Genomic DNA, 24,983 nt, shown 5'->3' with positions numbered 1-24,983 from the left:
CCCTACTTTGGATCAACTTGTCCCAGGGCTTGCTTAATTTCTTCGCTGCGCTCGGCCAGGCTGCCGAGCACACCGTTGACGAAGCGCGGCGAGCTGTCTGAGCCGTAACGCTTGGCCAGCTCCACCGCTTCGTTGATGGCTACTTTGACCGGGGTCTCGCCGCTCACGGCGAATTCCCAGGTGGCCATGCGGATCAGGTTGCGGTCAATCACCGAGATCTGGTCGATCGGCCATTCCGGGGCGTGCTGAGCAATGTAGTGGTCAAGCTCTTTGCGGATGGGCAAGACGCCGAGTACCAGGCGGCGGGCGAAATCCTCCAGCTCACCTTCCAGGGCATATTCGGCAGCGCGTCCCTCGAACACGGTGCCTTGCGGGTGGGCCGTCAGGTCGAGTTCGTAAAGCGCCTGTAGGGCCAGGCTGCGCGCCCGAGTGCGCGGTTTCATCGCTAGGCTTCGGGGTAGTGAATGTCTTCGATATGCACGTTGATGTGGCCGGGCGACATGCCCACCATCTCCGTGATGGCGCGGTGCACTTCATCTTGCACGGCGCGGGCCACCTGGCGCAGATTCACGTCTTTGTGCAGCACCAGGTAAAGGTCCAGGTCAATTTCATCGCTAAAGATGCTGGCCAGCACCCCTTCGGTGGTGTGCTCATCCTTGCTGCGGCGCGGGGCGCGCGCCATGGCGTACACGCCATCCACTTGCAGCGCGGTCAGGCGGGCGATGGCCAACAGCACATCGGGCGCTACCGTGGTGAGGCCGGGGGAACGTAAGGAGCTGCTCATGTTTAGGCCATCGCCATGCCGCCATCCACCGCCAGGGTCTGGCCGGTGATGTAGCTGGCTTCATCGGAGGCGAGGAAGGCGACCGCGTTGGCAATGTCTTGCGTCTCCCCCTTGCGGGCGAGCGGGATCATGTTGAGCAGGCCGGTGCGCGCTTCCTCGGGCACACCTTCCCAAATTTCAGTTTCCACGTAGCCCGCGGCTACGGCGTTGACGGTGATGTTGCGGGCGGCGACCTCACGGGCGAGCGCCTTGGTGAAGCCGATCTGGCCGGCCTTGGAGGCGGAGTAGTTGGTCTGGCCGGCGTTGCCGATCTGGCCGGAGATGGAGGAGATGTTGATGATGCGGCCGTAGCGTGCCTTCATCATGTAGCGCACGGCTGCCTTGGAGCAGTTGAAGGTGCCCTTGAGGTTAGTGTCCATCACCGCATCCCAGGATTCTTCGCTCATCATCATGATCAGCATGTCGCGGGTGATGCCAGCGTTGTTGATCAGGATGTCGATCTTGCCGTACTTTTCAACCGCGGCCTTGATCAAGTTGGTGGCGTCTTCCACTTTGGCTACATCGCCGGGGAAGGCGGCGGCACTGCCACCCGCCTTGACGATCTCCATCACGACGTCCTCGGCGGCCTTGCCGTTGCTGTTGTAGTTGACCACGACCGACGCGCCGCGCGCGGCCAGCTCAATGGCAATGGCGCGGCCAATGCCGCGTGAACCGCCAGTAACGACGGCAACTTTGTTCTCAAATGGGCGGGGGTTTACGGGCATGTGAAGCTCCTCAGATGAGGCTGATTATACACAAGCGCGCCGGTGCGATTGCCAGTACACACCATTCGGCATGAGGCCGGCATTGCTTGCGTTCCTCTGTTTGGCATGGTTATACTCAACCATACGCTATGGAGTTTGACGCGTTAGTTGAAGTTTTGCCCAGTCGCTACACCCCAGCTGATCTGGAGCTGATCCAGCGCGCCTACAAATACGCCGCCAAAGCACACGAAGGCCAGCAGCGCGCCTCCGGCGAGCCGTATATCAATCATTGCCTGGCGGTGGCGATCATTCTGGCCGAGCTCGAAGTGCCGGCGGCCCTGGTGGCAGCCGGCCTGCTGCACGATACCGTAGAAGATACCAGTGTCACCCTCAAAGATCTGCAAAGCGAATTTGGCGAAGAAGTGGCCAAGCTGGTCTCGGGCGTCACCAAGCTCAGCCAGTTGCCGCGTGTCTCGCGCATCGCCGGTGGCGGCAAACTGCGCCGCAATGGGGAGGGCGAGGACGACGAAGCCATCGAGGAGGATCGCAGCCGCGGCGCCGACTTGGCGTCAGAGACGCTGCGCAAAACCTTCCTGGCGATGGGCGAAGATGTGCGCGTGGTGATGATCAAGCTGGCCGATCGCTTGCACAACATGCGTACCCTCGGCTATCTGCCGGACGAAAAGCGCCAGCGCATCGCCAAGCAGACCCTGGACATTTTTGCGCCACTGGCCAACCGCCTGGGTATTTGGCAGCTCAAGTGGGAGCTGGAAGACCTGGCCTTCCGCCATTCGGAGCCCAACACCTATAAGCAAATTGCCGCCAATCTGGCCGAGCGCCGCTCAGAGCGCGAGAAGAGCCTGCAATCGATCGAGAAAACCTTGCGCGGCATGCTGGCACAAGAAGGCATCGAGGCGGAGGTTTCCGGGCGCCCCAAACATATCTATTCCATTTATAACAAGATGCGCCGCAAAGGCGTGCCGTTTGAAGCGTTGATGGATGTGCGCGCCGCGCGCATCATCGTCAAGGATATTGCCACCTGTTACCAAGTGCTCGGCATCATCCATTCACGTTTCCGCCCGGTGCCGGGTGAGTTTGACGATTACATCGCCGCCCCCAAAGATAACTTTTACCGTTCGCTGCACACGGCCGTGATTTACGAAGATGGCCGCCCTCTGGAAGTCCAGATCCGTACTAATGAAATGCACGAAAGCGCCGAGCTGGGTATCGCTGCCCACTGGCGCTACAAAGAGGGCACGCCGCAGGATAAGGATTACGAACGCCGCGTGATCTGGCTGCGCTCGCTGATGGATTGGATGCACGAGGTGGATGACGCCGGCCAGTTCGTGGATACGATGAAGACAGATGTCTTCAGTGACCGCGTGTATGCCTTCACGCCGCGCGGAGACATCATTGATATGCCCAGCGGCGCTACGCCGCTTGATTTTGCCTACCATGTGCACACCGATGTTGGCCACCGCTGCCGCGGCGCCAAGGTGAACGGCAAGCTGGTGGCGCTGGATACACGCCTGCGCACCGGGGACCAGGTTGAGATCCTCACCACCAAGCGCGGCGGGCCCAGCCGGGATTGGCTCAACCCCAACCTACGCCTGCTCAATACCGAGCGGGCGCGTGCCAAAGTGCGCCACTGGTTCAAGCGCCAGGACCGTGAGCTCAACATCAGCATGGGGCGTGGCCAACTGGAGCGCGAGCTGCGCCGCCTGAGCCTGCCTGAGTTCAGCCTCGAGCGCTTGGTGCAGGATGCGGGCTTCAAAGAAAGTGATGACCTCTACGAGGCGATCGGTACCGGCGATATGTCGGTAGGGCGCGTGATCAGCAAGTTGAACTTGGGCGGCGAACGCGAGCAGAAGCTCGAGCCCTTGCCGCCGGGCCAGCAGACGCCGTTCTCCAGCGGCGATAGCGTCAGTGTATTGGGCCTGCGCGGGCTGCTAACCACCATGGCCAAGTGTTGCAAGCCGGTGCCGGGTGATCCGATCGTCGGGTACATCACCCGTGGCCGCGGCGCCACGATCCACCGCCGCGATTGCCCCAACATTTTGCGGGCGCGTGACCGCGAGCGCCTGGTACAGGTCTCGTGGGGCGCGCCGAAGTCCACCTACCCGGTGGCGGTACGCATTCAGGCGTACGACCGTGATGGGTTGATGCGCGATGTCTCGACCCTGATCGCCGATGAAGGGGTGAGCATGAGCCAGGTGAAAGTGGATGTCGATCGTAACGAAGCCACTTTTGACCTGGTGCTGAACGTCGATAACATTGCCCAATTGAGCCGTGTGCTTACCCGCATTGAAACGTTACCTAATGTGCTTGAGGCGCGGCGTGTGCGCCCAGGCTAAAACAGGATGGGTGCATTGATCTCCGTTGAGGAAGCCTTAGAACGGTTACTGGCCAGTTTGCCGGTCACCGATGCCGAGCGCGTGCCGCTGGCCGAGGCCAACGGCCGCGTGCTGGCCGAGCCGTTGGCGGCGCCGTTTGATTCACCGCGCTTTGATAACTCCAGCATGGATGGCTTCGCCGTGCGCTCGGCCGATGTGCACGGCGCCAGCCGCCAGAAGCCCAAGAGCCTGCTAGTGGCCGGGGATATTCCGGCGGGCAAATCCTCCAGCACCACTTTGCAGCCTGGCCACACCATGCGCATCATGACCGGGGCAGCCTTGCCGGCCGGCGCCGATGCGGTCGTGCCGGTAGAGGATAGCGATGCCGCCGCCCAGGCCGGCGCGGCCCTGCCCGCGGTGGTGCAGATCTTTGCCTCGGGCGGGCCCGGGGCGTATGTGCGCCCGGCGGCGCAAGACTTCGCCAGTGGCGATGCGCTGTTGGCGGCGGGCACGCGCCTACGCCCGCAGGAGTTGGCGCTGTGCGCCATGCTGGGCCAGGCCGAGCTGGCCGTGCACCGCAAACCGCGCGTCGCCATCTTCTCTTCAGGCGATGAGTTGTTGCCGCCCGGTGAGAAGCTGCAGCCCGGCAAGATCTACGAAACCAATTCCTACACGCTGCGCGGCCTGGTGGAGAGCGCCGGCGGCGAGGCGTTGCTGCTGGGCACCGCCAAAGACAGCCTGGCGGATGTGAAGGCCCATTTGGAAGGTGCTTACCAAGCCGGGGTGGACCTGATCCTCACCAGCGCCGGCGTCAGCGTGGGCAGCTATGATTTCGTGCGCGCCGCAGTGGAAAGCGAAGGGCAGATCGATGCCTGGCAGGTCAACATGCGCCCTGGCAAGCCCTTCACCTTTGGCCGCTACCGCCAGTTGCCCTTCGTGGGCTTGGCCGGTAACCCCGCCTCAAGCTTCGTGGGCTTCGAAGTCTTTTTGCGCCCGGCGTTGCACAAGTTGGGCGGCGTCATCGGCTGGCAGCGCCGTGTGGTGCGCGCCCGGCTGATGGACGCGGTCGAATCGGATGGCCGCCAGAGCTACCTGCGCGTGCGCATCCAGCCCCAGGCGCGCGAATGGCAGGTTTATTTGACAGGCCATCAGGGTTCAGGTAATCTTTACTCGCTCGTTCAGGCAGAAGCCTTGATGCTGGTGCCGGCGGGTGTTAAGAAGATTCGTGCAAAATCTTGGGTAGATGTTTGGCCACTGTAGCGGAGGCATTGCTTGCTTAGAACAGTTTTGATCGGTTTGGCGATCTTGGGCTTGCTGGATGCAGCCTATCTCACCTATATCAAAGTGCTGGAGGATGGTGTATGCGCCATTAGCGGGGGCTGTGCCATCGTCAACACCAGCCCGTATGCCTCGCTGGCCGGTATCCCCATCGCCGCCATCGGCGCGGTGGCGTACCTGGCCATGCTGGCCGTCTTGTGGCTCGAAGAGCGCAATGATTTCTTCGCCGTCAACGGCAGCATGATTGTCTTCGGCATGGCGCTGATCGGTGTGCTGTACTCAGCCTATCTCACCTACCTGGAGCTCTACGTGATCCATGCCATCTGCCCCTTCTGTGTGGTCTCCGCGGTGATCCTGGTGGCCATGCTGGTTGTCTCGATCCTGCGCTTGCGCAACGATCTACACACTGCCTAGGTGCCCGATGCCACGCATTCGTTGCCATTACGTTGATTGCGTTTTTCTTGATGAAGGCTATTGCGCCGCCGCAGCGGTAGAGCTCGACTCCGAAGAGGGCTGCCTTACCTACGCCGCTGCTGGCGAAGTATCCGCCGAGGACGCCTGGGACGATAACGAGGCCCTCGAAGAAGAATGGGAAGAAGCCGGCTTCGCCCCGGATGAAGAAGAGGACGAGGACGACGAGCTGGAAGAAGAAGAGGAAGACGACGATTTTGAAGACGAATAGCCAGTGAACCACTGGCTATTTTCTTTTTAAGCTACGCTGCGTATATAATTTCCTGCATGAGTGCGCAACACTCGCCCCTGAAGAAGAGCGCCGAGCTCATTCGTGCCGGGCGTCTTGACGATGCCCGCAACCAATTGGTGGGGCTGCTGCGCCTCGAACCCAACAATGCCCAGGCCTGGTACCTGCTCAGTTTTGTGCTCGATGATCCCCAGCGTAAGCAGTACGCGCTGCAGCAAGCTCTCAAGGCCCAGCCGGATTTCGAGCGCGCGCAGGAGCGCTTGCAACAACTGCGTGGCGAGCTGCCCGCCGCGCCGCCCAGCCAGCCGATAACTCCCGCCTTCAGTGATATGCCCGCGGCGCCGCCCTGGGAGGCAGAGCAAGCCCTGCGCGTGGAGGAGCCGCCGCTGCCTGCGCGCCGCTCGCCGCTGCGCACGATTTTGCTCGCCCTGCTGGCAGTTGTCGTAGTCGCTGCCTTGTGGCTGCTGGGGCAGGGCTGGCTTTCCGGGCTTGGTAGCGGCGGCGCACTGCCGCCCACGCTCACCAATGCGCCCTTCCGCACGCTGCCAGCGGTGTGGACCGCAACACCGCAGCCCGCGGGCACTGCCACCACTACGCCGGCCAGCCAGCTCACTTTGCCCGCCGATGGCCAAGCGCTGTTGCAAACTATTGCTGACCAGGTGGCCAGCGTGCGGGGCCTTGCCCCCAGCCGGGCTGTGCCTGCGCTGCTGGTGCCCACGGCCGCGGCGGCCGATGCGGTCGCAAGCCTGGCGCCGGGCGGCCCGGCGGCTGAGGCACGCATGCTGCAGGCCCTCGGCCTGCTGCCCGCCGATGGCAACCTGGCGGCGTACTATCGCAATCGCCAGGTGGATGCGTATGCTGGCGCTTACCAGGCCAGCGCCCACCGTGTGCTTTTGCTGGGTGAGCAGCTTAACAATGGCCTCAGTTATGCCTATGCGCGCGGGGTGGGGCGCGCCGCCCTGGCGGACCAGTTCCCTGAGGTCTACGCGCCGCTGCAAAACTGCGCGATATTCGATGATGGCTGCCGCGCCCGCCTGGCCCTGGTGCAAGGCGATGCTAACTGGGCCGCCGCGGAGTGGCTGCGCGGCCCCGGCGCGGCGGCCTTTGACGCCAGCAGCCTGCCGCAACCCAACTACACCTATTTCACCGATCCGGCCTCGGCCGATGTGGCCGTGCTGGATACGCGCTTTGCCGCCGAGACGGGCCAGAGCTTTGTGCAGACCCTGTTTGCAGCCGGCGGCTGGGAACAGGTCAATAGCGCCTATCGCAATCTGCCCAGCACCACGGAGCATATATTGCACCCCGAAAAATACGTTGCCAACGAGGCTGCGCTCAACTTGCAGCCGGCTGACCTGGCGGATGCGCTAGGTGCAGGCTGGCAATTGCAAGGTCGTGGCCAATTGGGCGAATGGCTCACGCGGCTACTGCTGGCGGCCGGCGCCGATGCGGATACGCGTTTGCCGGAAGAGAGCGCCGTGACCGCTGCGGCGGGCTGGGGCGGCGATGAGCTGCAGGTCTACTGGCGCAGTAGCGATGGCCAATTGGCGCTGGCGCAGCACTGGCTGATGGATGATGCCGCCAACGGCCAGGAGTTACATGCCGGCGTGCAACAATACCTATCGCAGCGTTTTGGCGGGGCGCCCGGCGAGCTGGGCCGCGGCCGCTGCTGGCAAGCTGGCGGCCAGGCCGCCTGCCTGCTGGCCAACGCCGCCGAGGTCGTGTGGCTGCTGCTGCCAGATGACCCCGCGGTGATCAACGCGGCACTGGCGCTGTATCCACATATTCCCTAAACGCAGCGCCTGCGGTGGCCGCCTGTGGCGCGGCAGGCCGCCTTGTTGACAAATCCCCCGCCTGCATAGTAAACTCGCCCGCGTTGTCTTGGCGAGGTAGCTCAGTGGTAGAGCAGGGGACTCATAAGCCCTTGGTCGTGAGTTCGAATCTCACCCTCGCCACCTCGTTTTCCCCCGTAAATCGGGGGATTTTTGTTGGATTATGGCGGGTTCGGGGATTTCGGGTGCAATGTTGGTGCAATCTTTTTAGCTCACTACTAAGCGATCCATCACGTCTGCCGCTTCTGCTTGAACGGACGGGATGAGATGGCCATACACATCCAAAGTGATGCTGGGTTTGGCATGCCCAAGTCGGCGTGAAGCAACTAAGACATCCACTCCATTGTTGAGCATGAGCGAAGCGGCGGTGTGTCTGAGATCATGGAAGCGGACTTTGCCCAGACCAGCTTCCTTGAGCAAGTGAGAGAACTGGCGATTAAGGTTAGTCGGGTCGATGGCTGTGCCAACGGTTGAAGCAAACACATGGCCAGTTTCTTGCCAGTAGCCATTCAACTGTTCCCTTTCTCGTCGCTGTTGTGCTCTGTGTTCCTCCAAAACGGTGATCGATTCTTTGCCAAGTTTTACGGATCGCTCCGATGACTTGGTCTTGGGTTTCTGTATTGTGAGGCTGCCACCTGGCAGGCGGGTGAGGCTGAATTTGACATTGAGTAACCCCTTGTCCAAGTCAACATTGTCCCACTTCAAGCCCAGCAGTTCGCCCTGGCGCATGCCGGTGACGATGGCAGTAAAGTACAGAGCATAGTTGCGGTCGCCCGTTCGTTTGGCTGTTTCCAGCAAGACTTTCACCTCGCCTTGATTAAGAAAGCGCATCTCTTTGTGACCTGGCTTTGGTGGTTGGGTGGCATCATCCGGATTGCGGCCAATCAGTCCCATTTTGAGGGCGCCATTGAGCGAAGCGTGGATGACTGTGTGCGCTTTCTGCACAGTACGCAAGCCAACCCCTTCAGCTACTTTTTGGTTGTAGAAGCGCTGAATGGAGCTTGGATTTAGATCACGCAGTTTGATTTTTCCCAACGCCGGAAGAATGTACTTTGCGGCAAGTTGTGAGTAGCTGTAGTGGGTGCCAACTGTCAGGCGTTGCTTGGCCGTAACCAACCACTCGGCCAGAAACTCTCCGTAGGTGGTTTTGGCTCCCCGCAGGGTCAAACCTGAATCGATTTGGTTCCGGGTTGCCCTTAGCCATTCCTGAGCTTCGGTGCGGGTGCTGGCAGTTTTACTAAGCCGGCCGCCGTTGAGCACGATTTGGGCGCGCCACTTACCGTTTGGTTTCTGAAAAATCGTCCCCTCTTTGTAACGTCGTTTTGCCATTTCCTAGTCTCCTTTCTACAGAGAGCTAGGAAAGACGGTTCCTCGGCGATATGCGGTTGGTAAGGTGCAGGATCGCTTCGAGGATTTTAACCGAGCTTCGAATCGCGAAAGCAAAATTCTCATCAGATACCCGTGCTCAGGTTTGCGTGGATGTAAGCTTCTAAGTCTTCCGGACGCACGCGCACCGCGGTACCAATGCGCACACAAGGAATTTCGCCCATTTGCATCAGCCGATAGGCAAGGGCTTGGCTGACGTTGAGGATTTTGGCAACCTCACGAGCGCGAAGCAAGTGGGTTGTTTGTTCAGCTTCAACTAATCGTTCAGCCACGGCAACCTCGATGAAGCAATGCCCCTGCTCGCAGTGGGCAGGGGCAGTCACACGCCCCGATAATGCTATTGAGGTTTCTTGCCGCCCCAATAACGTCACAGGCACCAACAGGCAAGTGGTCGGCAACTGCACGACCGCTTCCTTGCTTTTGAAGCAATCGTGCGGGACGAGCCACTATCATGCAAAAAATAATCTCAAAAATCAACGGTTGACTCCAATGTTGCCGACTAGCGCGATCAGGTCACTCGATCCGCCCCGCCACCAAATAGGTGCGTTGAGCACAGTCGCGGATGTGACCTTGTTGAAAGTCGTAAACAGGAAATTGCTGGCTTGTCTGCCCAAGACTTTTTCCGTTTGCGCTTTGAGATTGCGCATGCGGACGCCACTCTTGCAAACCACCAGCCAGCGGCCGGAATTGAAACCGAAGCGTTTCTTGTACGCACTGCTTCGGATGTAAGCCAAGCCTGACAACGCCTTATCCCGACCGAAGCGATTGAGCGGATGGGTGCTGTTATCAAGCTCCAGTAAGAATCGTGCCTTTGCCGGTGAATTGTCAATTTGACGCAAGTGATCAACCAGAATAAAAAAGCCGTCCGGTCGCACGCCTTTGCGCCGCTTGTCACTTTCAGAAATCGTGATCGTGTCCATATTGGTGAGGAAGTCACCTTCGGGGATCCATTCCTCAAGGGAAATCGATGGCCAGTGATCAGCCGCCTGTTCGACGGCCCGGCGAAAATCGTTGACGGCAATATCGTGGGCTAACTGGCTCCAGCGCGGTTCGCGCTGCCAGCGCATACCAGCCTCACGCAAACGCTTTTCAAGTCGGCGCAGCTGGTTTTCGTTGACGGGCTTTGGCGGGTCAACTTCGATGCCTAACTGGCTGGCCACAAACAGAATGCCGCGCCAGCCAAGCCAGACGATAGGTTCAGAGATGGGATGAATGCGTCTTTGCTCAAAATCCGGCATGTTGAGATAGCCCGTGTGATAGAGCAAGGACAGACGCCGTTCCATGGCTTGTAGGCTTGCCTGAGGCCAGAAAAGCGCCTTGATTTGACGCTTGGCAAGAACACCATCGTATTTGTGAATGGCGGCGAGAATTTCGCCATCACGCACTTGGAAGCGCATAGGTGGCGTTGCTACTTTTCTTTCGAAGCGTTTCTGTTCAACTTGCATCGTTTCACTCTAGCATTCAGGTCGTCCAAAGTGGAGGGTCTGGTTCAAGAGATTGCTCATGTGATTGCAACTTTGATTTGGGGATGGCGTAACGCTGACCACTAATGTTGCGCAAAGTTTGAATCTGGTTTTGCAGTTCGGGCGTGAGCTTTGGATCCGGCATGAAGTAGCTTTGTTGTTTCACGGGTTGGTGATTGCCTCTTTTGCGAGACCAGAATTGGCGGTTTTCGAGGCTTGCTAGCTCCCGCGCCGGTCTCTCCCAACCCTTGGGTTTGTTTTCGCCAGGAAAGCTCACCGGCAAAAACCACGGGGCGCGCAGGTTTGGCCGAAAGCCTGTGGCTTGAAAGAAATCTGGGCGGGGGAAAATTTCCTTGGCTAGCTCCATAGCGTCTTTGTAGCCCACCCTGAAGCTGACAATCGTGCCAGCGGTATTGAGGACTGCACTGCGAAGCTCATCGGGGAGTTGCTGCAAATATTGGTGCGCCAGGATCAATGAAAGCGCGTATTTCCGGCTTTCAGACAGGATGTCAGCAATATTGTCGGTGGTGTAGTTTTGAAACTCATCTAAGTACAGATAGAAGGGTGGACGGGTAGGTGAACTGGCGCGGGATAGCGCTGCTTTTTGCAAGTGCGCAACTACGAACGCCGCCAAAAGCGAACTGAGGCTTTCACCCAGGATGCCCTTTGGCACATTGACCAACAGGATTTTTTGCTCGTCAATCACTTGGCGAAAATTGACTGTGCTTTTCTTTTGGAAAATCCTTCGCACGTCCGGATCGAATAGCAGGTTCCCTAGCTTGTTTAGGATCGGTGTCGCCCACTGCTGGGAAGACTTGGTGGTCGTGGGGTATTCACGCTCAAAATAATGGCGCACAGCTTGGTTGGTAAGCTTCGCAGTGAGTTCTTCACGGTAGTCGCTATCGACCAGGAAGCGCTGCAAATCCAGTAAGGTCAGCCCGAGGTTGGCAAGTGCCAGAAAGCTGTTGGTCAAAAGCCAAATCATGCGCGGTGCGTTCTCCGGCTTTAATTTCCAAACCTTGATCACAACGTCGGTAAGATACAACGCAATCCGCTCTTGGGAGAAGCCCTGGACTGGTTCAAGCGGGTTGAGACCGACGATCCAATCCGGGTCAAGCGGATCGAAGATCACCACGCGATCATGAAGCTGGTGTCTTATGGCAATGCGAGTCAGTAGATTGTTGAAGAGATCTCCATGCGGGTCGATAACACCCACTCCCCTTCCATTGAGGATGTCTTGCATAACCCAAGACTCAAGCGCCCGCGATTTGCCGGTGCCAGATTGCCCGACCACATAGGTGTGGGTTGCACGGTCTGTGAAGCCGAAGGCGGTTTCTCTCTCACCCATCAGCCACTCGGCCGCCTTGCTCATGGCATCCTCTCCCCCAGGCGAAACTCGCCTGGGTTTTCAATGTGCTCCCACACGGAACCGATCAGTAAGCCATGAGCCGTGAAGATGGCAAGCCACCAGAAGCCAATGTGCCAGCCAAGCCAAACCAAAAACCCGCAGCCAATCGCAAGGGAAAGCACTGTGCACGAGATGACTCGCGCATGCGGGGACAGCACATCAAGGCCGGTGGTTGAATAAATCAAGGGGCGAAGCTTGCTGAGACTAAAAGCATAGAGTTGGAACGAACCGCGCAGAAGCAATCTCACCGCTAAGAGCAACCCTTGCAAAAGGCGCGGAAAGTTCAAAAGGATGCCAATCGCGCCAATGGCTAGAGCCCCGCAAACTGAGAAGCAGACTACCATCAAGAGATTGCCGCCCATCTGATTACTCGTACCAACGATCAATCTCAATCCACACGTTATCTTCCGTGACCGCGACCAGGATAGGGTCTAATAGCAGCGCGCTGCCCATCGCAAACATGGCTGGCAGAACAACACCCGCAACCGCGATGGTAGCCATTGCCATCGCTCCGACAGCTTTCAGTCCGAGGTCGATCACCTTGCCGACGTCGAGCGTGATTTCATAGGGTTTGATAACCGTGTATTCGCCGTCGATGATGTCCGCAGCACCGGCGGGCAACTGGTCAGGCAATTCGTGCACCAGTACGAACCCTTTCGGGCGAATGCCGGCGGCGAAAATTGCTTGAATTCGCGTGAGGGGACGCGCCGGAATTTCAGAGGTATCAAGATGGGCGGGCACGATCTCCCACTTGGACATGCGAATGCGCTCATTGGGCATGGGGGCAATGCCCAGGATGGCAAACACCCATCCTTCACGCATGCTCAAGTGCATAAGCTCCTTGGTGGGCTTGCTTTGAGCTAGATGGATTTTCGGATCGTATAGGGTAGGTTCGTTCATGTCTCCTCACATTCTTTCGAGCCGGTGCAAGAGCACGTCGATGATGTGCAATGCCTTACGCCAGGCAAAGCTGGCCGCCCACGACAGTATGAGTATGGCAATCAATCCAAGCCAAAACAGCGCGCCTGCCGATAACAGCCACCACGAAAGCAGGTAGAGCGCGCCAACTGCCAGGAGCCAAAGACCTCTAGGTGACAATCGAACGCGCAGGCGGCGATCAAACTGAAGCGTTTCGAATGGGTTTTGCTGCATGCGGTTTCTCCTTCGGTGGTATAAATCCCTTCGTTGCCTGATGGGGGCATATCGCAGGGTGCCCACAAAATACCAGCAGGAACAATTGAAATCATTGGACTAAGGTGGAAATAAAGGTTTAAGTTTTGTGGTGCGTCCAAGCCTGCGGCAGGGCTGCTGTTAAACCTTTGTTTCAGGAGAGATATGAACCATATCGAACGCTTTAGACAATTGACCGCCAGGGAACGCGAAGTCCTGGATCTTTTTTGCCAAGGTCTTCTGTATCGAGATATCGGCGAACGCCTCTTCATTTCGGTTAAAGGCGTCAAGTCGCACATGCAGCACATTTATCAGAAGCTTGGTCTGATGCACCTGCCGCCAAAGGCTAGGGCATTTACGCTGCGCGAGGAATACTGGCCGCTAGTCCAATCTGAACCGCAGGCAGCGCAAGCTGTGGAGCCTGACGTTGAAATCGTCGACCAGATAGAGCCAGAGGTCGAAGCCTTGATCGACCAAGACGAAGCGACCATGAAAGCCTTGGTGGTTACCGAGCCTCCCAAGTTAGTTCCTCCGCCCAGACGACGGTCTCGGCTAGCTTGTTTCCCGCTCACATTGATCATGCTTGTAGTTGTCGCCGCTGCCTTCTGGTACTTTGATGGCTTGTCGCTTATTCAAGGCGCGTTTGCTCAACCGCAAAGTATTGCAACCGATACAGAACCTGCTCTAACGGTAGTTGAAGTTCAGGAAACGCCAACCTTGACTCCAAGCCAAACGCAATCAGCCACAAGCGTTCCGAGCGACACGCCTCTCCCCTCTGCGACCTATACCTTGACTCCCCGATCTTCAGCCACGCCAAATTTTGGACCCGTTTATGAAGTTGAAGATTGGCATAAAGAAGGTGATCTTTGGTTTAGGTTATTTGACTGGCACATTGATGACGAAAGGATTTTTTTATTGGTTGAGTTGTGGAATCAATCAAACCAGGATCATTATTTTCGGTGGGACCCTAACCAAAATGGTTTCCTCGAAGACAATCTTGGGGTTAAGTACTCCATCAATAACTGGTTTGATTATGGGCCTTGGGATGAGATCGTGTCTGCGGGGGAGAAGATTTTCATCACTTACGGGAATTACACAGACGTGACTTTTGTGTATGATTCTGACGATTTATTCTCTCCAGGCGTTACAGATCTTTATTTCACCCTAGAATATTTCTCGGACATTGAGCGCGCAACTTGGCATATCTCGGTGGGTAACTAAATTTTTCCTGCCTAGCTAAGGCAACACTCCAGCCCGTTCGCAGGCTTGTCAAGGAGACGCCGCAGGCGGACTTGCGCAGTTGCTTTTTGACGAAGTCCTTGACAAGGCGAGGCGGCTGGTAAGCTAAAGAGGCTAGGCTAAAGGTTTAAGGATTTTCGCGGCCAGGCAGAGGGTTTCGGGGAGATGCCGTCGGCCGCGTGCGTGTCGGCGTTGTGTGACGCCGACCGCCAACACGTTAGCTTGATGCGAGCGAGGTGAGCAACAAGCGTAGCGCCAGGCGGTAAACCGGACGTGCTATAGGACGGTTAACCAGAGGCGCAGAGTTGGCGGTCGGGGTCGAGCCGAAACGCTTCACCTCGGCCTCAACCCGACACGCACCGCCTTGGTGAGCGGTAGGTAATGCCGAAATGGTGTGCCGTTCCTTGTTTTCAGGATTCGCAGGCACACGATTTTAAGGCGCGGGGCGGTTTCCCCGCAACCTGCCCGAACAAGGCGGCTCTCCCCGCTCAAGACGAGTGGCTCGATGCCCGAAGGCTTGAGGCCACCTGTTGAGAGCATTCAACGCCTTTATCAATACCTGCTCCAACAAGGTGGGTTTTTTATCTGTTCGATCTGGTACTTTGGTTTAAGCTTGTGTTTGACGCCTCTAGCTGGTTGATTTTCTGCTTCTGCCTTTTAGGAAGATCGACTAGCTAGGCTTAAGGGTTACTGCTTGACAACGCCCCTCACAAAATCTAAGATTTATTTTGCTTCGCAAAATCGTTAAGCTAAAGCTACATATCAGGTTTCCTTAGCTTGACCATCAGACTTGTAACGACGCCTTGGGAAACCGAGGCGTTTGTGTTCCTCTCTCCCCTGCCGTTCTTTTTTCTCCGGCGGCGCGACCTCCTACCTCTTTCGTTCGGCTCCTCAGCCTAGGACGATGCATTGGGTGCTTGTCGTCATCTCTACTTCAGTAGGTGGATTTAAATGTGCGTAATCTATTAATTGCACACGCAAAAAAGGTTGTCAAGTCCGTCTTTTTTCTCGGTCGGTCGAACGCTCGGTCGCCCGTTCACCCGTTCGGGCGTTCGGTCGAACGCTGGGTCGGGTTCACTTCATTTTGGGTTTTCAAATAGCTATCAACGGCTTCGCGGATCATTTCAGAGATTGACCGTGTTTCCCCCGCGATCTCGGCTTCTAAAGAGATTTTCTTGAGGTGCCTTACTTGATCATCATAGGCTTCAAAACTGTAGCGCCTGATGATCCGGTGTTGCCTGGCTGGAGTTCCGATAACCCGTTCGGGCGTTTGCTCGGTCGGTCGTTCGATCGTTCGCTCGGTCGCCCGTTCGGGCGGTCGGGTATTCGGTTTGACTTCATCTGATGGTGTTGGAGTTTCAGCATCTTTGGGGAAGAAAGCCGACTGGCCCGTCAATTCACTCAGGACGTTTTCAGTATTGAGTTGTTTTTTGCTCATATAAAGAGTTCCTCGATAAGTTTCTGATAGGCGAGGGCAGCTTTTGATGTTGGCTCAAATTCGAAAATATCTTTCTTGTTGAAGATCGCATCCTTGAGGGAAACATTGCGGGGAATGACGGTGCGGCAAACTTTGTCGGTATATGCCTGGCGCAAGAGCTTGAGGCTCTCGCGGCTGTTAACGGTTGGATCTGATTTGGTAAACAAGTAGCCCAAGATATGCAGGCTGGGGTGATAGAACTCACGTACCTCAGCCAGGGTCTTATTCAGTTGCACAATGCTGTCTAACTCGAAATAGCCAGGTTCGACGACAACCAGCACGCTGTCGGCCGCGGTAAAGGCATTGATAGTCAGCCAACCAAGCGCAGGGGGACAGTCGATAAAAATGTGGTCGTATTGGCTTCTGATTGGCTCTAAACGGTCTCGCAAGCGTGCTTCTCGGTGATCCTTAGCAGTCGTTAGTTCAACGTCTGCATTGGACAATAGGATGTGCGAGGCGACGACATCCAGGCCTGGCACGGCTGACTGTAAGACTGGCAACGGCGCACGATCAAGCAGAGTAGCGCAAATAGTTTGTTCTTTGGGAAGCGAACGGTAGTCAGGTACTAACACTTTGCTCGTGTTAGCCTGGCTGTCTATATCAATCAAAAGGATTTTCTTATTGTGGAGCCTGGCAAGTCCAGCAGCTAAAGAAATCGAGGTAGTGGTTTTTCCGGTGCCACCTTTTTGGGTGGCAACTGCAACGATCATATTTTCTTTCAGCCAGCGAAAGCCGGTAAGGGTTTTCCGCCAACAGAGCAATATGTACTTTTGATTATGAAAGCATGGCGAATAGGGGATTGTCAACTAGAAAATACTGCATGGATTTGCTATTGTCGGGTCATGTCAGAAGAAACGGCAAAACCGTTTGGCAAAGACCTACTCGATCAAGCTAGCCGCGAAAAATTGCCTCCCTTGAACAGCAATGAGGAATTGGGATTGATGGCTCAAGCCTTGGTCAAATTCTTTACACCTGATAGCAACTGGACGTGGTACGCCAGTGAATTTGACGGCGATGACACTTTCTTTGGGCTGGTGGCAGGACTGGATGTTGAGCTTGGGTATTTCCTGCTTTCAGAACTTCAATCCGTGCGCGGGCCGCTTGGATTGCCGGTGGAGCGAGATATTCACTATCAACCAAAAACACTCAAAGACTTATTAGCGCATCACGGGAAACATTTTGAGGATGAATAGCCTAAAAGTTTTGGCAGAATAACGGCGGTTTATCGGTAACTTATCGGCAAATTAACGGTAATTTATCGGCAATGATGCTATACTGACCCGATGCCTTATCGTTTTCAATTCACCACATCCATAGTTCGGAATTTGCAAGTGATTGAAAGCGCGCGGGAACGATTGCGGCATGTAGTGCTGCCCCCGGCTTTAGCGGAGCAACTACGAACCCAAGCACAGTTACGGGCGACTCATTATTCGACCCGCATTGAAGGCAATCGCTTAACCCTCAAAGAGACAGAGCAAGTTATCCAGCAGGGAAAACTTTTTCCTGGGCGAGAACGCGATGTCAAAGAAGTTGAGCGCTATTACCTTGCTTTGCAGCAAATGGAGAAATGGGTGGAGAAGGGGCAGGGAATCACCGAGGAAAGATTGCGCAAGCTTCATGCACAAATCATGAAGGGTGGGCGAGCGCGCCCTTCGGCTTACAGAGACGGGCAGAACGTCATTCGAGAGACCGACGGGCAAATCGTGTACCTGCCACCAGAAGCCAAAGATGTTCCCAAGCTTATTAAAGAACTATTGGATTGGATCAATAATTCCGTAAAAGAGGTGCCGGTACCTGTGGTTGCCGGAATTGCCCACTACCAATTTGAAACCATCCATCCGTTTTACGATGGCAATGGGCGAACAGGTCGCTTGCTGACCACTTGGATTTTGTATCTGGGAGGTTATGACCTAGGCAAGTTCTATTCTTTGGAAGAGTTTTACGCCCAGGACTTAGATGGGTATTACCAAGCCTTAGTCACACATCCTAATCACAATTATTACGAAGGGCGAAATAAAGCGGACATCACTCCCTGGCTGGAGTACTTTCTAAAAGGCATGGCTGGCGTGTTTGAAAAGGTAGCAGGTGTGATCCTAACTCAGGCCAGTGGCAAAGTTACAGCCGAGCAAAGATTTCTTCATGACCTCGACCACCGTGCTCGTAGAGTTTTGGGTCTTTTTGCTCAGCAAGATCTGATTCAGTCATCCCAAGTAGCAAGGCTCTTGGGTGTATCTGACCGGCAAGCCAGAGTCTTGATGTCAACCTGGGTAAATGATGGATGGCTAGATGTGGCTGACCCGTCGCGAAAAGCGCGAAAGTATCGGTTAGCAAAAAAGTATAAGGGGTTGCTTGAATAGGTGTCGTTCTGATCTATAAGATGGACAGGAACTATCCATGCGCATAGAATCAAGGCAGGAGTAAAAGATGTCGAAACAATTCGAAAAGCTATCGGGGTTGCTCAAAGAGCTATTTCAAACAAACCAAGCCGACCTGGATTTTGGGATTTATCGCGTCATAAACCAGCGGCGGGACGAGATCAACCGTTTTCTAGACGAAGAACTATTGAGGCAGGTAAAAACCGCGTTTTCTCAATATGACTCTCTGGATAAAAAACAGAAGGAAAAGCAGCTAGCTGAGGCTATTGAAAGTGCAAAAAAAGCCGGGTTGGAAAACCCAGATGAAGCACCAGCCGCTCGAAAAATCCGTGAAGAAATAGCTAGTTACGCGGTTGACTTAACTGAACTTGAAAACCAAGTCTATTCTGCGCTATACAACTTCTTTAGCCGCTACTATGACGAAGGAGACTTCATTTCACAGCGCCGCTACAAAGATGGCGTGTATGCCATTCCTTATGAGGGCGAGGAGGTAAAACTACATTGGGCTAATCATGATCAGTTTTACGTAAAAACAACGGAGCATTTTCGAGACTATTCCTTCCAGTTGCCTTCGGGAAAGCGTGCTCATTTTAAGCTGAGCGAGGCCGAGGTTGAAAAGGATAATCGCAAAGAAGCCGAAGATAAAAAGCGCCGTTTTATCCTCAGTGCTGAACCTATTTCCTGGCTAGGCAATGAGCCTGTCTTTCATTTCCACTTTCAGGGGGATGAGCAGAGCCGATCCCAGACTAAATGCAACGAAGCCTCCATAGAAGTGATTTATAAGTTGAGGGAAAAGGAAAAAGACAAAGCTAAAAAAGATGTGTTATTGGAACTGGCGACTCCAGTGCCAACAGAGAAAAACAACAAGCGTACGTTAGTAGAAAAACACCTTGAGGATTACACGAAACGCAACACCCAGGACTACTTTATCCATAAAGACCTGGGGAAATTCCTCCGCCGTGAACTCGATTTCTATATCAAGAACGAGATTATGCAGCTCGATAATGTTGAAAATGAAACAGCCCCTCGAGTTGAGCAATACCTGAGTAAGGTTCGGGTGATTCGATTAATCGCTCACCGGCTGATTGATTTCCTCGCTCAGATCGAGGACTTTCAGAAAAAGCTATGGCTCAAAAAGAAATTTGTCGTTGAAACCAACTATTGCATCACCTTGGATCGCATTCCCGAAGAGTTCTATTCCGAGATAGCAGCAAACGACCAACAAAGAAAAGAATGGGTTCGGCTTTTTTCAATTGATCAGATAAAGAAAGGCGATCTATTTAAGGTTGAGTACAGTGAACCGTTAAAAACTGAGTTTTTGAAAGCGAATAGCTTTTTGGTTGTTGACACATTCTTTTTTGACGTTGGCTTTAAGTATAGGTTGTTGGAAAAACTCGATAATCTCGATGCTCAAATGAATGGCGTGATGGTTCAAAGTGAGAATTTTCAAGCTACAACTCTCCTGAAATCTAGATTCGAAAATCAGATCAAGAGCATCTACATTGACCCTCCATTCAATACCGTAGAGGAAACATTCCTTTATAAGAACGAATACAAGCATTCCTCTTGGGCCGCCATGATGATTGAAAGGTTGTCGATATTGCGTGATCTCCTTCAGGAGGACGGGGTTATTGAAGTTGCCATCGATGATTTTGAATTGCCAGTTTTAATTAATCTATGTGAATTGGTTTTTGGCAAAGAAAACCATTTGGGGAATCTCGTAATTGAAATCAAGCCCTCCGGGCGCACCAACGACGAATTCCTTGCCACCTCACACGAGTACTTACTGATTTTTTCAAAGAATCCTGGACGCGTCGAAATCAACTTTTTCGGGCTTACGGAGGATCAGAAGCAAGCCTATAAGCAAGAGGATGCGGCAGGAGCTTTCAAATGGCGAGATTTCCTGCGAACTGGAGGGTACTCGACTCCTTTTGAGCGTCCGAACTCATACTATCCCATTTTCTATGATGAGAAAACAAATGGTATTTCTTTGGAGAAAAAGAAGGGTTGGGCAGAAATACTACCAATTGATAGCAATGGGAAACAGCGTGTTTGGCGTAAAACCCCACCATCTTTTCAGCAACATCTCGAAAAGGGTGAAATTCAAGTTGTTAGAAATAGGGAAGGCACCTGGAAGGTCCAAATTGTTGATCGGCTTAAGGATGGTATCCGCCCAAAGTCGGTCTGGGTGGGTAGCAAATATGACGCGTCCTCTCACGGGACAAAACTCTTGCAGAACATGTTTGGAGAAGCAAGAGTATTTTCGTTTCCAAAATCATTGTATACAGTAAAGGATTCTTTATTTGTTGTTTCAAGTTCGTCTGATGACATCGTCGTTGATTGTTTTGCGGGTTCTGGGACTACTGGTCATGCTCTGATTGATTTAGAGAGAGAGGATGGAGAAAGCAGAAGATATATCCTTGTTGAAATGGGAAAATACTTTGATGATGTAACAAAACCTAGAATTGAAAAAGCGATCTACTCGCGGGACTGGAAGGATGGAAAACCAATCGCGAGGGAAGGAATAAGCCATGCCTTTAAATACATAAAACTTGAAAGCTACGAAGACTCACTTAACAACCTGCAATTGTTCCGTTCTGCGGATCAGCAACTTGCATTAGATAGCAACGCTGATTTTCGAAATGATTTTATCCTCCGCTACATGCTGGACGTCGAGGCGAAGGGCAGCCTGCTAAATATTGAAAAGTTCAATACTCCTTTTGACTATCAAATGTTGATTGCTGATGGAACTGTGGGTGAAGCCGAAGCTAAGAATGTCGACCTGGTGGAAACTTTCAACTATTTGCTTGGTTTGCACGTAAAAACCATGCGATACCTTGATGGCGTGGTCGTTGTTCGTGGGAACACCGGAGACGACCGAAATGTTTTGGTCATGTGGCGCGATGTATCCAAAATGGACAATGCGGCCTTGACGAAATTTTTTAAACAAGGAATTGCCTCAGACCTATCTGAGGTAACTGACATTTATGTAAACGGTGATCACAACCTAGCTAATGCAAAAACAAAAGACGATTCTTGGAACGTACACTTAATTGAGGAAGCCTTTCATCGTCTGATGTTTGAAGAGACTGGGGAAGGCTAATAAATGCCGCGCAAAGCGTCCAATGGTCTCCCGTTCGAGCAAAAGCTCATTCTTCAGCGATGGGTTTTTGATAGGTTGGGTGTTAGCGATTTCGAGCAGCTAAAGAATTGGCTCTCCGGCGACGAATTAGAAGGTTTTAATTCAGAAGGAACTAGCCATTTTTACGAGGCGCTGGCGGCTCACCTTGCTGCCAGCCAGATCTCCCAAGATGATTTGCTCAGATACGACCAGAACATCGTTCGCCACTGGAAACGGATCACTGAGAATCGCAATTTGCGGGAAGGGCGTACTCTCCACCTGAAATACTTTCAGTATTTAGCGCTTCTGCTTGTAGAAATTTACCTGGATGCATATTTTGTAAACCCGTCGTCTTTGTTGATCGAAATCAACAGATCGATTGAGGGCTTCAATTTGGGCAAGCAAGTTGTAGACCAGATAGAAGCATTTCGCGAAAGCGAACTAAACAAACTGGCATTTTGGATGGCAACCGGCAGTGGTAAGACGTTGTTAATGCACTGCAATTTGCTGCAATACCAGCATTATCTAACGCAACATCGGCGAAGTAGGGAGATCAATCGGGTGATTCTATTGACTCCAAATGAAGGATTATCCGAACAACATCTACGGGAATTCGCTTTGTCGAAAATCGCCGCCACCATTTTCTCAAAACAAACGCTGGGCAGTTTCGCTGGTGGCGGGTACGTTGAAATTATTGATATTAACAAGCTCGCTGAGACTACTGGAGAGAAAACAATCAATGTGGCCGCTTTTGAAGGCCGCAACCTTGTCATGGTAGACGAAGGTCACACGGGAGCAAGCAGCGGGGGTGAGGGCGCTTGGATGAGCCGCCGTAACGCGCTTTGTGAGGACGGCTTTTCGTTCGAGTATTCAGCGACTTTCGGCCAGGCAGTAAAAACCGACAAAGGGTTGTTACAAGCTTATGCGAAAAGTGTCCTGTTTGATTATTCCTATCGATATTTTTACGGCGACGGCTATGGAAAAGAATACCGAATCCTTAATATGGAGGACGATTCTGACGAAGAACAACGTTACCGATACCTGAGCGCATGCCTCTTGGCTTTTTATCAACAGCAGGCGGTGTATCAAGGCAACGCGTCCCAAATTCAGGCATACCTCATTGAAAAACCGCTCTGGGTCTTTGTGGGAAGCAGCGTCAATGCAATACGAAAGCAAAATAAGCAGCAAGTATCCGATGTCTTGGATGTCATCTTGTTTCTTGCAGATTTCGCTTCGCCTGAAAAGCGGGAACGTAATATTGAATTGTTAGAAGGTTTCCTAAAGGGAAAAGCCGGTCTGCTAGATCAGAACCGTAATGATATTTTTGAGAATAGCTTTCAGTATTTAGCTTCTTTAGGAAATAGCGCCACGGAAATTTACAACGCCGTTCTTTTGGCGTTGTTTAACAGTGAACAACCCGCCAGGCTTGTGATGGAAAACCTTAAAGGCGCCGCTGGAGAGATTGGTCTACGCCTGGGAGATAACGAGTATTTTGGAATAGTAAACGTAGGCGATGCCAATAGCTTGTGCAAGATGGCGGAAGGTTTTGGTGAGCAGGTGATCGTCGAAGAACAACCTATTTCAACATCGATTTTTCAACAGTTGGACAAAGCTGATTCCAATATCAACATCCTCGTCGGTTCTCGCAAGTTTATGGAGGGATGGAATAGTTGGCGGGTTTCAACCATGGGTTTGCTCAACGTAGGTAGGGGAGAAGGCACGCAGATTATTCAGTTATTCGGCCGGGGAGTTCGCCTAAAGGGTAAGAATTTCAGTTTGAAACGAAGTACCGCTACCCAGGATGCTGCACCTCCGAATCTCCCATTGGTGGAGACCCTAAATGTCTTTGGTGTCCGTGCCGACTACATGCGACAATTCGAGGAATACTTGCGCGACGAAGGCGTTGCACCTGCCAAGCAAAAGGTTGAGTTTGTTATGCCCGTCGTGAAGGCACTTGGCAAGCAGAAGCTAAAGATCATAAAAGTTAAAGACGGCAAGGATTTCAAGCGTGACGCACCAACGCCTATTTTAGATATTCCAGACGAGCGACAAAAGCGCAAACCCATCAGTGTTAATTGGTACCCGCGAGTTCAGGCGCTTTCAAGCTTCGAAGGTCAAGAAAACGTTGCCTTATTGAATAAGGGCAAGTTTGAATCGAAACACATTGCATTCCTTGACGTTGATAAGCTCTATTTCGATTTACAGGATTACAAGGGTGAGCGGGGTTGGGATAACCTGAGCATCCCACGCGAAAGAATCGAGAAACTATTAGTAGATGGATCGTGGTACCAACTGTATATCCCACCGGACGAAATGGAATTCCGGGGTTTTGAGCAGGTCTTCCGTTGGCAAGAAATTGCATCGGCACTGCTCAAGAAATACGCGGATGCATACTATAAGTACCAGAAAGCTAAGTGGGAAAGCGATTTGTTGGAGTACCAAGACCTTTCACCGGATGACTCAAATTTCTTCGATGAATACAGAATCCAGGTAGAGAAGTCGCGGCACGACATCATTAAAATATTAAACGAGATAAAAGATGCGGTTGTCGGCGGAAAATTCCGGTCGATTGAATATCAGCGCTTTGCATCGATTATGTTTGGTCAGCATCTCTATCAGCCACTACTTTATTTAGGCAAGGGTATGGAGTTGGAAATAAAGCCTGTGGCATTGAATGAAGGAGAAATGACTTTTGTCTCTGATCTAAAGAATTTCTATGAGGCCAATGCTGCACTGTTCGCAAATAAGGAAATGTATCTCCTTAGAAACCGGAGTCGCGGGAGCGGCATCGGCTTTTTCGAAGCTGGTAATTTCTATCCCGACTTTATCCTATGGCTTGTGGAGGAAGGAATCCAGCAGGTGGCGTTCGTTGATCCCAAAGGGATTAGAAATATCGGGGTCGAGGATCCGAAGATCACCTTTTTCGAGGAGATCAAAGCCCTTGAAAAAGAATTAGCCGATAAAAATGTCCATTTGCACTCCTTCATAGTTTCGAGCACACCCCTAAATGAAGTTCCTTTGCAAATGGAAAACATGAGTCAGGCAGAATGGGAGAAGCGGAACATACTCTTCCAAAAAGATGATCCAGATGGGTACATCGGAAAGATATTCAACAAGATTAGTCGGTGATGGAGGAAAAATTGCCATATGTATATGCTTACGGCTCAAATATGCTGAATCGTCGAATGCAGGAACGCATCCCAAGTGCCAAGCCAATTGGTAGCGCCACATTGGACGGATACAAATTTGTTTGTAATAAACGAAGTGCCGACGGGAGCGGTAAGGGCAATATTTTTAGGGCAGAAGGTGACACAGTTTGGGGTGTTGTCTTCGAAATTTCCAAAGCCGACCTTAGCCGTCTTGATGCATTTGAAAACGGATATGATCGCGTAACTATGCAAGTCGAACTTGATGGGAAGGTGGTAAATGCAGAGACCTACATTTCTGACAAACTAACCGGAGCGCCACCGACTGCAGAATATATGGCTTACATCACTAGCGGCGCAAAAGAACATGAATTGCCCGCCGAATACATTGTCATGTTGGAAGGCATGGAAACAAAGGGTTAAAACCCGAACGAAGATTTAGGTCTTGTCTGTTGTTTTATAGGACGATTAAAATTACCTTCTGACCTGGAGCCGGGTGTTATACAAATCGCGACATTAGCTTGGGCCTGG

23 protein-coding genes and 1 tRNA gene are annotated in these 24,983 nt (G+C 53.1%); 12 read left to right on the top strand and 12 right to left on the bottom strand.

Translation table 11 applies throughout. The annotated features are described in order from the left end of the window. Positions 1-2: 2 nt before the first annotated feature. The 3 genes from nusB to fabG are packed head-to-tail and all read right to left on the bottom strand — an operon-like array spanning position 3 to position 1,548. On the bottom strand, positions 3-443 hold the full coding sequence (nusB, locus tag KF821_02170; protein ID MBX3004616.1) for a transcription antitermination factor NusB: 441 nt from the start codon (positions 441-443) through the stop codon (positions 3-5). 2 nt (positions 444-445) lie between these two features. Next, positions 446-784: an Asp23/Gls24 family envelope stress response protein gene (locus KF821_02165; protein MBX3004615.1), complete on the bottom strand. Its 339-nt coding sequence runs from the start codon at positions 782-784 to the stop codon at positions 446-448. 2 nt (positions 785-786) lie between these two features. Further along, positions 787-1,548: a 3-oxoacyl-[acyl-carrier-protein] reductase gene (fabG, locus tag KF821_02160; protein ID MBX3004614.1), complete on the bottom strand. Its 762-nt coding sequence runs from the start codon at positions 1,546-1,548 to the stop codon at positions 787-789. A 128-nt stretch (positions 1,549-1,676) separates the two neighbouring features. Here fabG and KF821_02155 point away from each other — a divergent pair, with 128 nt between their 5' ends. The 6 genes from KF821_02155 (at position 1,677) to KF821_02130 (ending at position 7,790) form a co-directional block, all read left to right on the top strand. After that, the gene (locus KF821_02155; protein ID MBX3004613.1) at positions 1,677-3,881 is read left to right on the top strand and encodes a bifunctional (p)ppGpp synthetase/guanosine-3',5'-bis(diphosphate) 3'-pyrophosphohydrolase; all 2,205 of its coding nucleotides are present in this window, start codon (positions 1,677-1,679) and stop codon (positions 3,879-3,881) included. Positions 3,882-3,896: 15 nt separating this feature from the next. Continuing rightward, positions 3,897-5,120, top strand: a complete 1,224-nt coding sequence (locus KF821_02150) for a molybdopterin molybdotransferase MoeA (GenBank protein MBX3004612.1) — start codon at positions 3,897-3,899, stop codon at positions 5,118-5,120. 12 nt (positions 5,121-5,132) lie between these two features. After that, positions 5,133-5,552, top strand: a complete 420-nt coding sequence (locus KF821_02145) for a vitamin K epoxide reductase family protein (GenBank protein MBX3004611.1) — start codon at positions 5,133-5,135, stop codon at positions 5,550-5,552. Positions 5,553-5,559: 7 nt separating this feature from the next. Further along, positions 5,560-5,820 carry a hypothetical protein gene (locus tag KF821_02140; GenBank protein MBX3004610.1) on the top strand — a complete coding sequence of 87 codons (261 nt, stop codon included), beginning with the start codon at positions 5,560-5,562 and terminating at the stop codon, positions 5,818-5,820. A gap of 56 nt (positions 5,821-5,876) precedes the next feature. After that, positions 5,877-7,628 (top strand): hypothetical protein, encoded by a 1,752-nt coding sequence (locus KF821_02135; protein ID MBX3004609.1) that lies wholly within the window; start codon positions 5,877-5,879, stop codon positions 7,626-7,628. 90 nt (positions 7,629-7,718) lie between these two features. Further along, positions 7,719-7,790, top strand: a tRNA-Met gene (locus tag KF821_02130). 84 nt (positions 7,791-7,874) lie between these two features. On the opposite strand, the gene KF821_02125 is transcribed toward KF821_02130, so the two are convergent. The 7 genes from KF821_02125 to KF821_02095 form a co-directional block, all read right to left on the bottom strand. Then, a complete protein-coding gene (locus KF821_02125) occupies positions 7,875-8,996 on the bottom strand; it encodes a site-specific integrase (GenBank protein MBX3004608.1) in 1,122 nt (373 codons plus the stop codon). A gap of 122 nt (positions 8,997-9,118) precedes the next feature. Next, positions 9,119-9,457: a helix-turn-helix domain-containing protein gene (locus KF821_02120; protein MBX3004607.1), complete on the bottom strand. Its 339-nt coding sequence runs from the start codon at positions 9,455-9,457 to the stop codon at positions 9,119-9,121. A 69-nt stretch (positions 9,458-9,526) separates the two neighbouring features. Then, complete coding sequence (locus KF821_02115) at positions 9,527-10,498, bottom strand: replication-relaxation family protein (GenBank protein ID MBX3004606.1); 972 nt, start codon at positions 10,496-10,498, stop codon at positions 9,527-9,529. A gap of 16 nt (positions 10,499-10,514) precedes the next feature. Then, positions 10,515-11,888 carry a DUF87 domain-containing protein gene (locus KF821_02110; GenBank protein ID MBX3004605.1) on the bottom strand — a complete coding sequence of 458 codons (1,374 nt, stop codon included), beginning with the start codon at positions 11,886-11,888 and terminating at the stop codon, positions 10,515-10,517. Continuing rightward, positions 11,885-12,286 (bottom strand): hypothetical protein, encoded by a 402-nt coding sequence (locus tag KF821_02105; protein MBX3004604.1) that lies wholly within the window; start codon positions 12,284-12,286, stop codon positions 11,885-11,887. The genes KF821_02110 and KF821_02105 overlap by 4 nt, the downstream gene beginning before the upstream one ends. 4 nt (positions 12,287-12,290) lie before the next feature. Further along, entirely contained in the window at positions 12,291-12,824 is a 534-nt protein-coding gene (locus KF821_02100; GenBank protein ID MBX3004603.1) for a hypothetical protein, read from the bottom strand. Between the two features lie 6 nt (positions 12,825-12,830). Further along, entirely contained in the window at positions 12,831-13,076 is a 246-nt protein-coding gene (locus tag KF821_02095; protein ID MBX3004602.1) for a hypothetical protein, read from the bottom strand. Between the two features lie 183 nt (positions 13,077-13,259). Here KF821_02095 and KF821_02090 point away from each other — a divergent pair, with 183 nt between their 5' ends. Continuing rightward, a complete protein-coding gene (locus tag KF821_02090) occupies positions 13,260-14,315 on the top strand; it encodes a hypothetical protein (protein MBX3004601.1) in 1,056 nt (351 codons plus the stop codon). A 1,054-nt stretch (positions 14,316-15,369) separates the two neighbouring features. Here KF821_02090 and KF821_02085 read toward each other — a convergent pair. Together KF821_02085 and KF821_02080 are read right to left on the bottom strand one after the other, a co-directional pair. Next, complete coding sequence (locus tag KF821_02085; GenBank protein ID MBX3004600.1) at positions 15,370-15,771, bottom strand: hypothetical protein; 402 nt, start codon at positions 15,769-15,771, stop codon at positions 15,370-15,372. Next, positions 15,768-16,616 carry a ParA family protein gene (locus KF821_02080; GenBank protein MBX3004599.1) on the bottom strand — a complete coding sequence of 283 codons (849 nt, stop codon included), beginning with the start codon at positions 16,614-16,616 and terminating at the stop codon, positions 15,768-15,770. Before KF821_02080 ends, KF821_02085 begins: the two co-directional genes overlap by 4 nt. Before the next feature lie 36 nt (positions 16,617-16,652). Here KF821_02080 and KF821_02075 point away from each other — a divergent pair, with 36 nt between their 5' ends. The 5 genes from KF821_02075 to KF821_02055 all read left to right on the top strand — a co-directional run bounded on the left by KF821_02075 (position 16,653) and on the right by KF821_02055 (position 24,875). Further along, the gene (locus KF821_02075; protein ID MBX3004598.1) at positions 16,653-17,003 is read left to right on the top strand and encodes a DUF2958 domain-containing protein; all 351 of its coding nucleotides are present in this window, start codon (positions 16,653-16,655) and stop codon (positions 17,001-17,003) included. Between the two features lie 90 nt (positions 17,004-17,093). Continuing rightward, a complete protein-coding gene (locus tag KF821_02070) occupies positions 17,094-18,167 on the top strand; it encodes a Fic family protein (protein MBX3004597.1) in 1,074 nt (357 codons plus the stop codon). 67 nt (positions 18,168-18,234) lie between these two features. Next, a complete protein-coding gene (locus KF821_02065; protein ID MBX3004596.1) occupies positions 18,235-21,288 on the top strand; it encodes a site-specific DNA-methyltransferase in 3,054 nt (1,017 codons plus the stop codon). Positions 21,289-21,291: 3 nt separating this feature from the next. Then, on the top strand, positions 21,292-24,435 hold the full coding sequence (locus tag KF821_02060; GenBank protein MBX3004595.1) for a DEAD/DEAH box helicase family protein: 3,144 nt from the start codon (positions 21,292-21,294) through the stop codon (positions 24,433-24,435). A gap of 56 nt (positions 24,436-24,491) precedes the next feature. Next, the gene (locus KF821_02055) at positions 24,492-24,875 is read left to right on the top strand and encodes a gamma-glutamylcyclotransferase (protein MBX3004594.1); all 384 of its coding nucleotides are present in this window, start codon (positions 24,492-24,494) and stop codon (positions 24,873-24,875) included. Positions 24,876-24,983 lie beyond the last annotated feature (108 nt).

Source organism: Anaerolineales bacterium, from assembly GCA_019637755.1.
GTDB lineage: Bacteria > Chloroflexota > Anaerolineae > Anaerolineales > UBA11579 > JAMCZK01.
This window is presented reverse-complemented; position numbering and strand designations above follow the sequence as displayed.

What these genes read in the sequence shown, in the direction of transcription:
- KF821_02100 (MBX3004603.1), bottom strand. Translation starts at nt 12,824, where the DNA reads ATGAACGAACCTACCCTATACGATCCGAAAATCCATCTAGCTCAAAGC.
- KF821_02165 (MBX3004615.1), bottom strand. Translation starts at nt 784, where the DNA reads ATGAGCAGCTCCTTACGTTCCCCCGGCCTCACCACGGTAGCGCCCGAT.
- KF821_02105 (MBX3004604.1), bottom strand. Translation starts at nt 12,286, where the DNA reads ATGGGCGGCAATCTCTTGATGGTAGTCTGCTTCTCAGTTTGCGGGGCT.
- KF821_02075 (MBX3004598.1), top strand. Translation starts at nt 16,653, where the DNA reads ATGTCAGAAGAAACGGCAAAACCGTTTGGCAAAGACCTACTCGATCAA.
- KF821_02135 (MBX3004609.1), top strand. Translation starts at nt 5,877, where the DNA reads ATGAGTGCGCAACACTCGCCCCTGAAGAAGAGCGCCGAGCTCATTCGT.
- KF821_02090 (MBX3004601.1), top strand. Translation starts at nt 13,260, where the DNA reads ATGAACCATATCGAACGCTTTAGACAATTGACCGCCAGGGAACGCGAA.
- fabG (MBX3004614.1), bottom strand. Translation starts at nt 1,548, where the DNA reads ATGCCCGTAAACCCCCGCCCATTTGAGAACAAAGTTGCCGTCGTTACT.
- KF821_02095 (MBX3004602.1), bottom strand. Translation starts at nt 13,076, where the DNA reads ATGCAGCAAAACCCATTCGAAACGCTTCAGTTTGATCGCCGCCTGCGC.
- KF821_02055 (MBX3004594.1), top strand. Translation starts at nt 24,492, where the DNA reads ATGCAGGAACGCATCCCAAGTGCCAAGCCAATTGGTAGCGCCACATTG.
- KF821_02065 (MBX3004596.1), top strand. Translation starts at nt 18,235, where the DNA reads ATGTCGAAACAATTCGAAAAGCTATCGGGGTTGCTCAAAGAGCTATTT.
- KF821_02085 (MBX3004600.1), bottom strand. Translation starts at nt 15,771, where the DNA reads ATGAGCAAAAAACAACTCAATACTGAAAACGTCCTGAGTGAATTGACG.
- KF821_02140 (MBX3004610.1), top strand. Translation starts at nt 5,560, where the DNA reads ATGCCACGCATTCGTTGCCATTACGTTGATTGCGTTTTTCTTGATGAA.
- KF821_02060 (MBX3004595.1), top strand. Translation starts at nt 21,292, where the DNA reads ATGCCGCGCAAAGCGTCCAATGGTCTCCCGTTCGAGCAAAAGCTCATT.
- KF821_02125 (MBX3004608.1), bottom strand. Translation starts at nt 8,996, where the DNA reads ATGGCAAAACGACGTTACAAAGAGGGGACGATTTTTCAGAAACCAAAC.
- KF821_02110 (MBX3004605.1), bottom strand. Translation starts at nt 11,888, where the DNA reads ATGAGCAAGGCGGCCGAGTGGCTGATGGGTGAGAGAGAAACCGCCTTC.
- KF821_02070 (MBX3004597.1), top strand. Translation starts at nt 17,094, where the DNA reads ATGCCTTATCGTTTTCAATTCACCACATCCATAGTTCGGAATTTGCAA.
- KF821_02115 (MBX3004606.1), bottom strand. Translation starts at nt 10,498, where the DNA reads ATGCAAGTTGAACAGAAACGCTTCGAAAGAAAAGTAGCAACGCCACCT.
- KF821_02155 (MBX3004613.1), top strand. Translation starts at nt 1,677, where the DNA reads ATGGAGTTTGACGCGTTAGTTGAAGTTTTGCCCAGTCGCTACACCCCA.
- nusB (MBX3004616.1), bottom strand. Translation starts at nt 443, where the DNA reads ATGAAACCGCGCACTCGGGCGCGCAGCCTGGCCCTACAGGCGCTTTAC.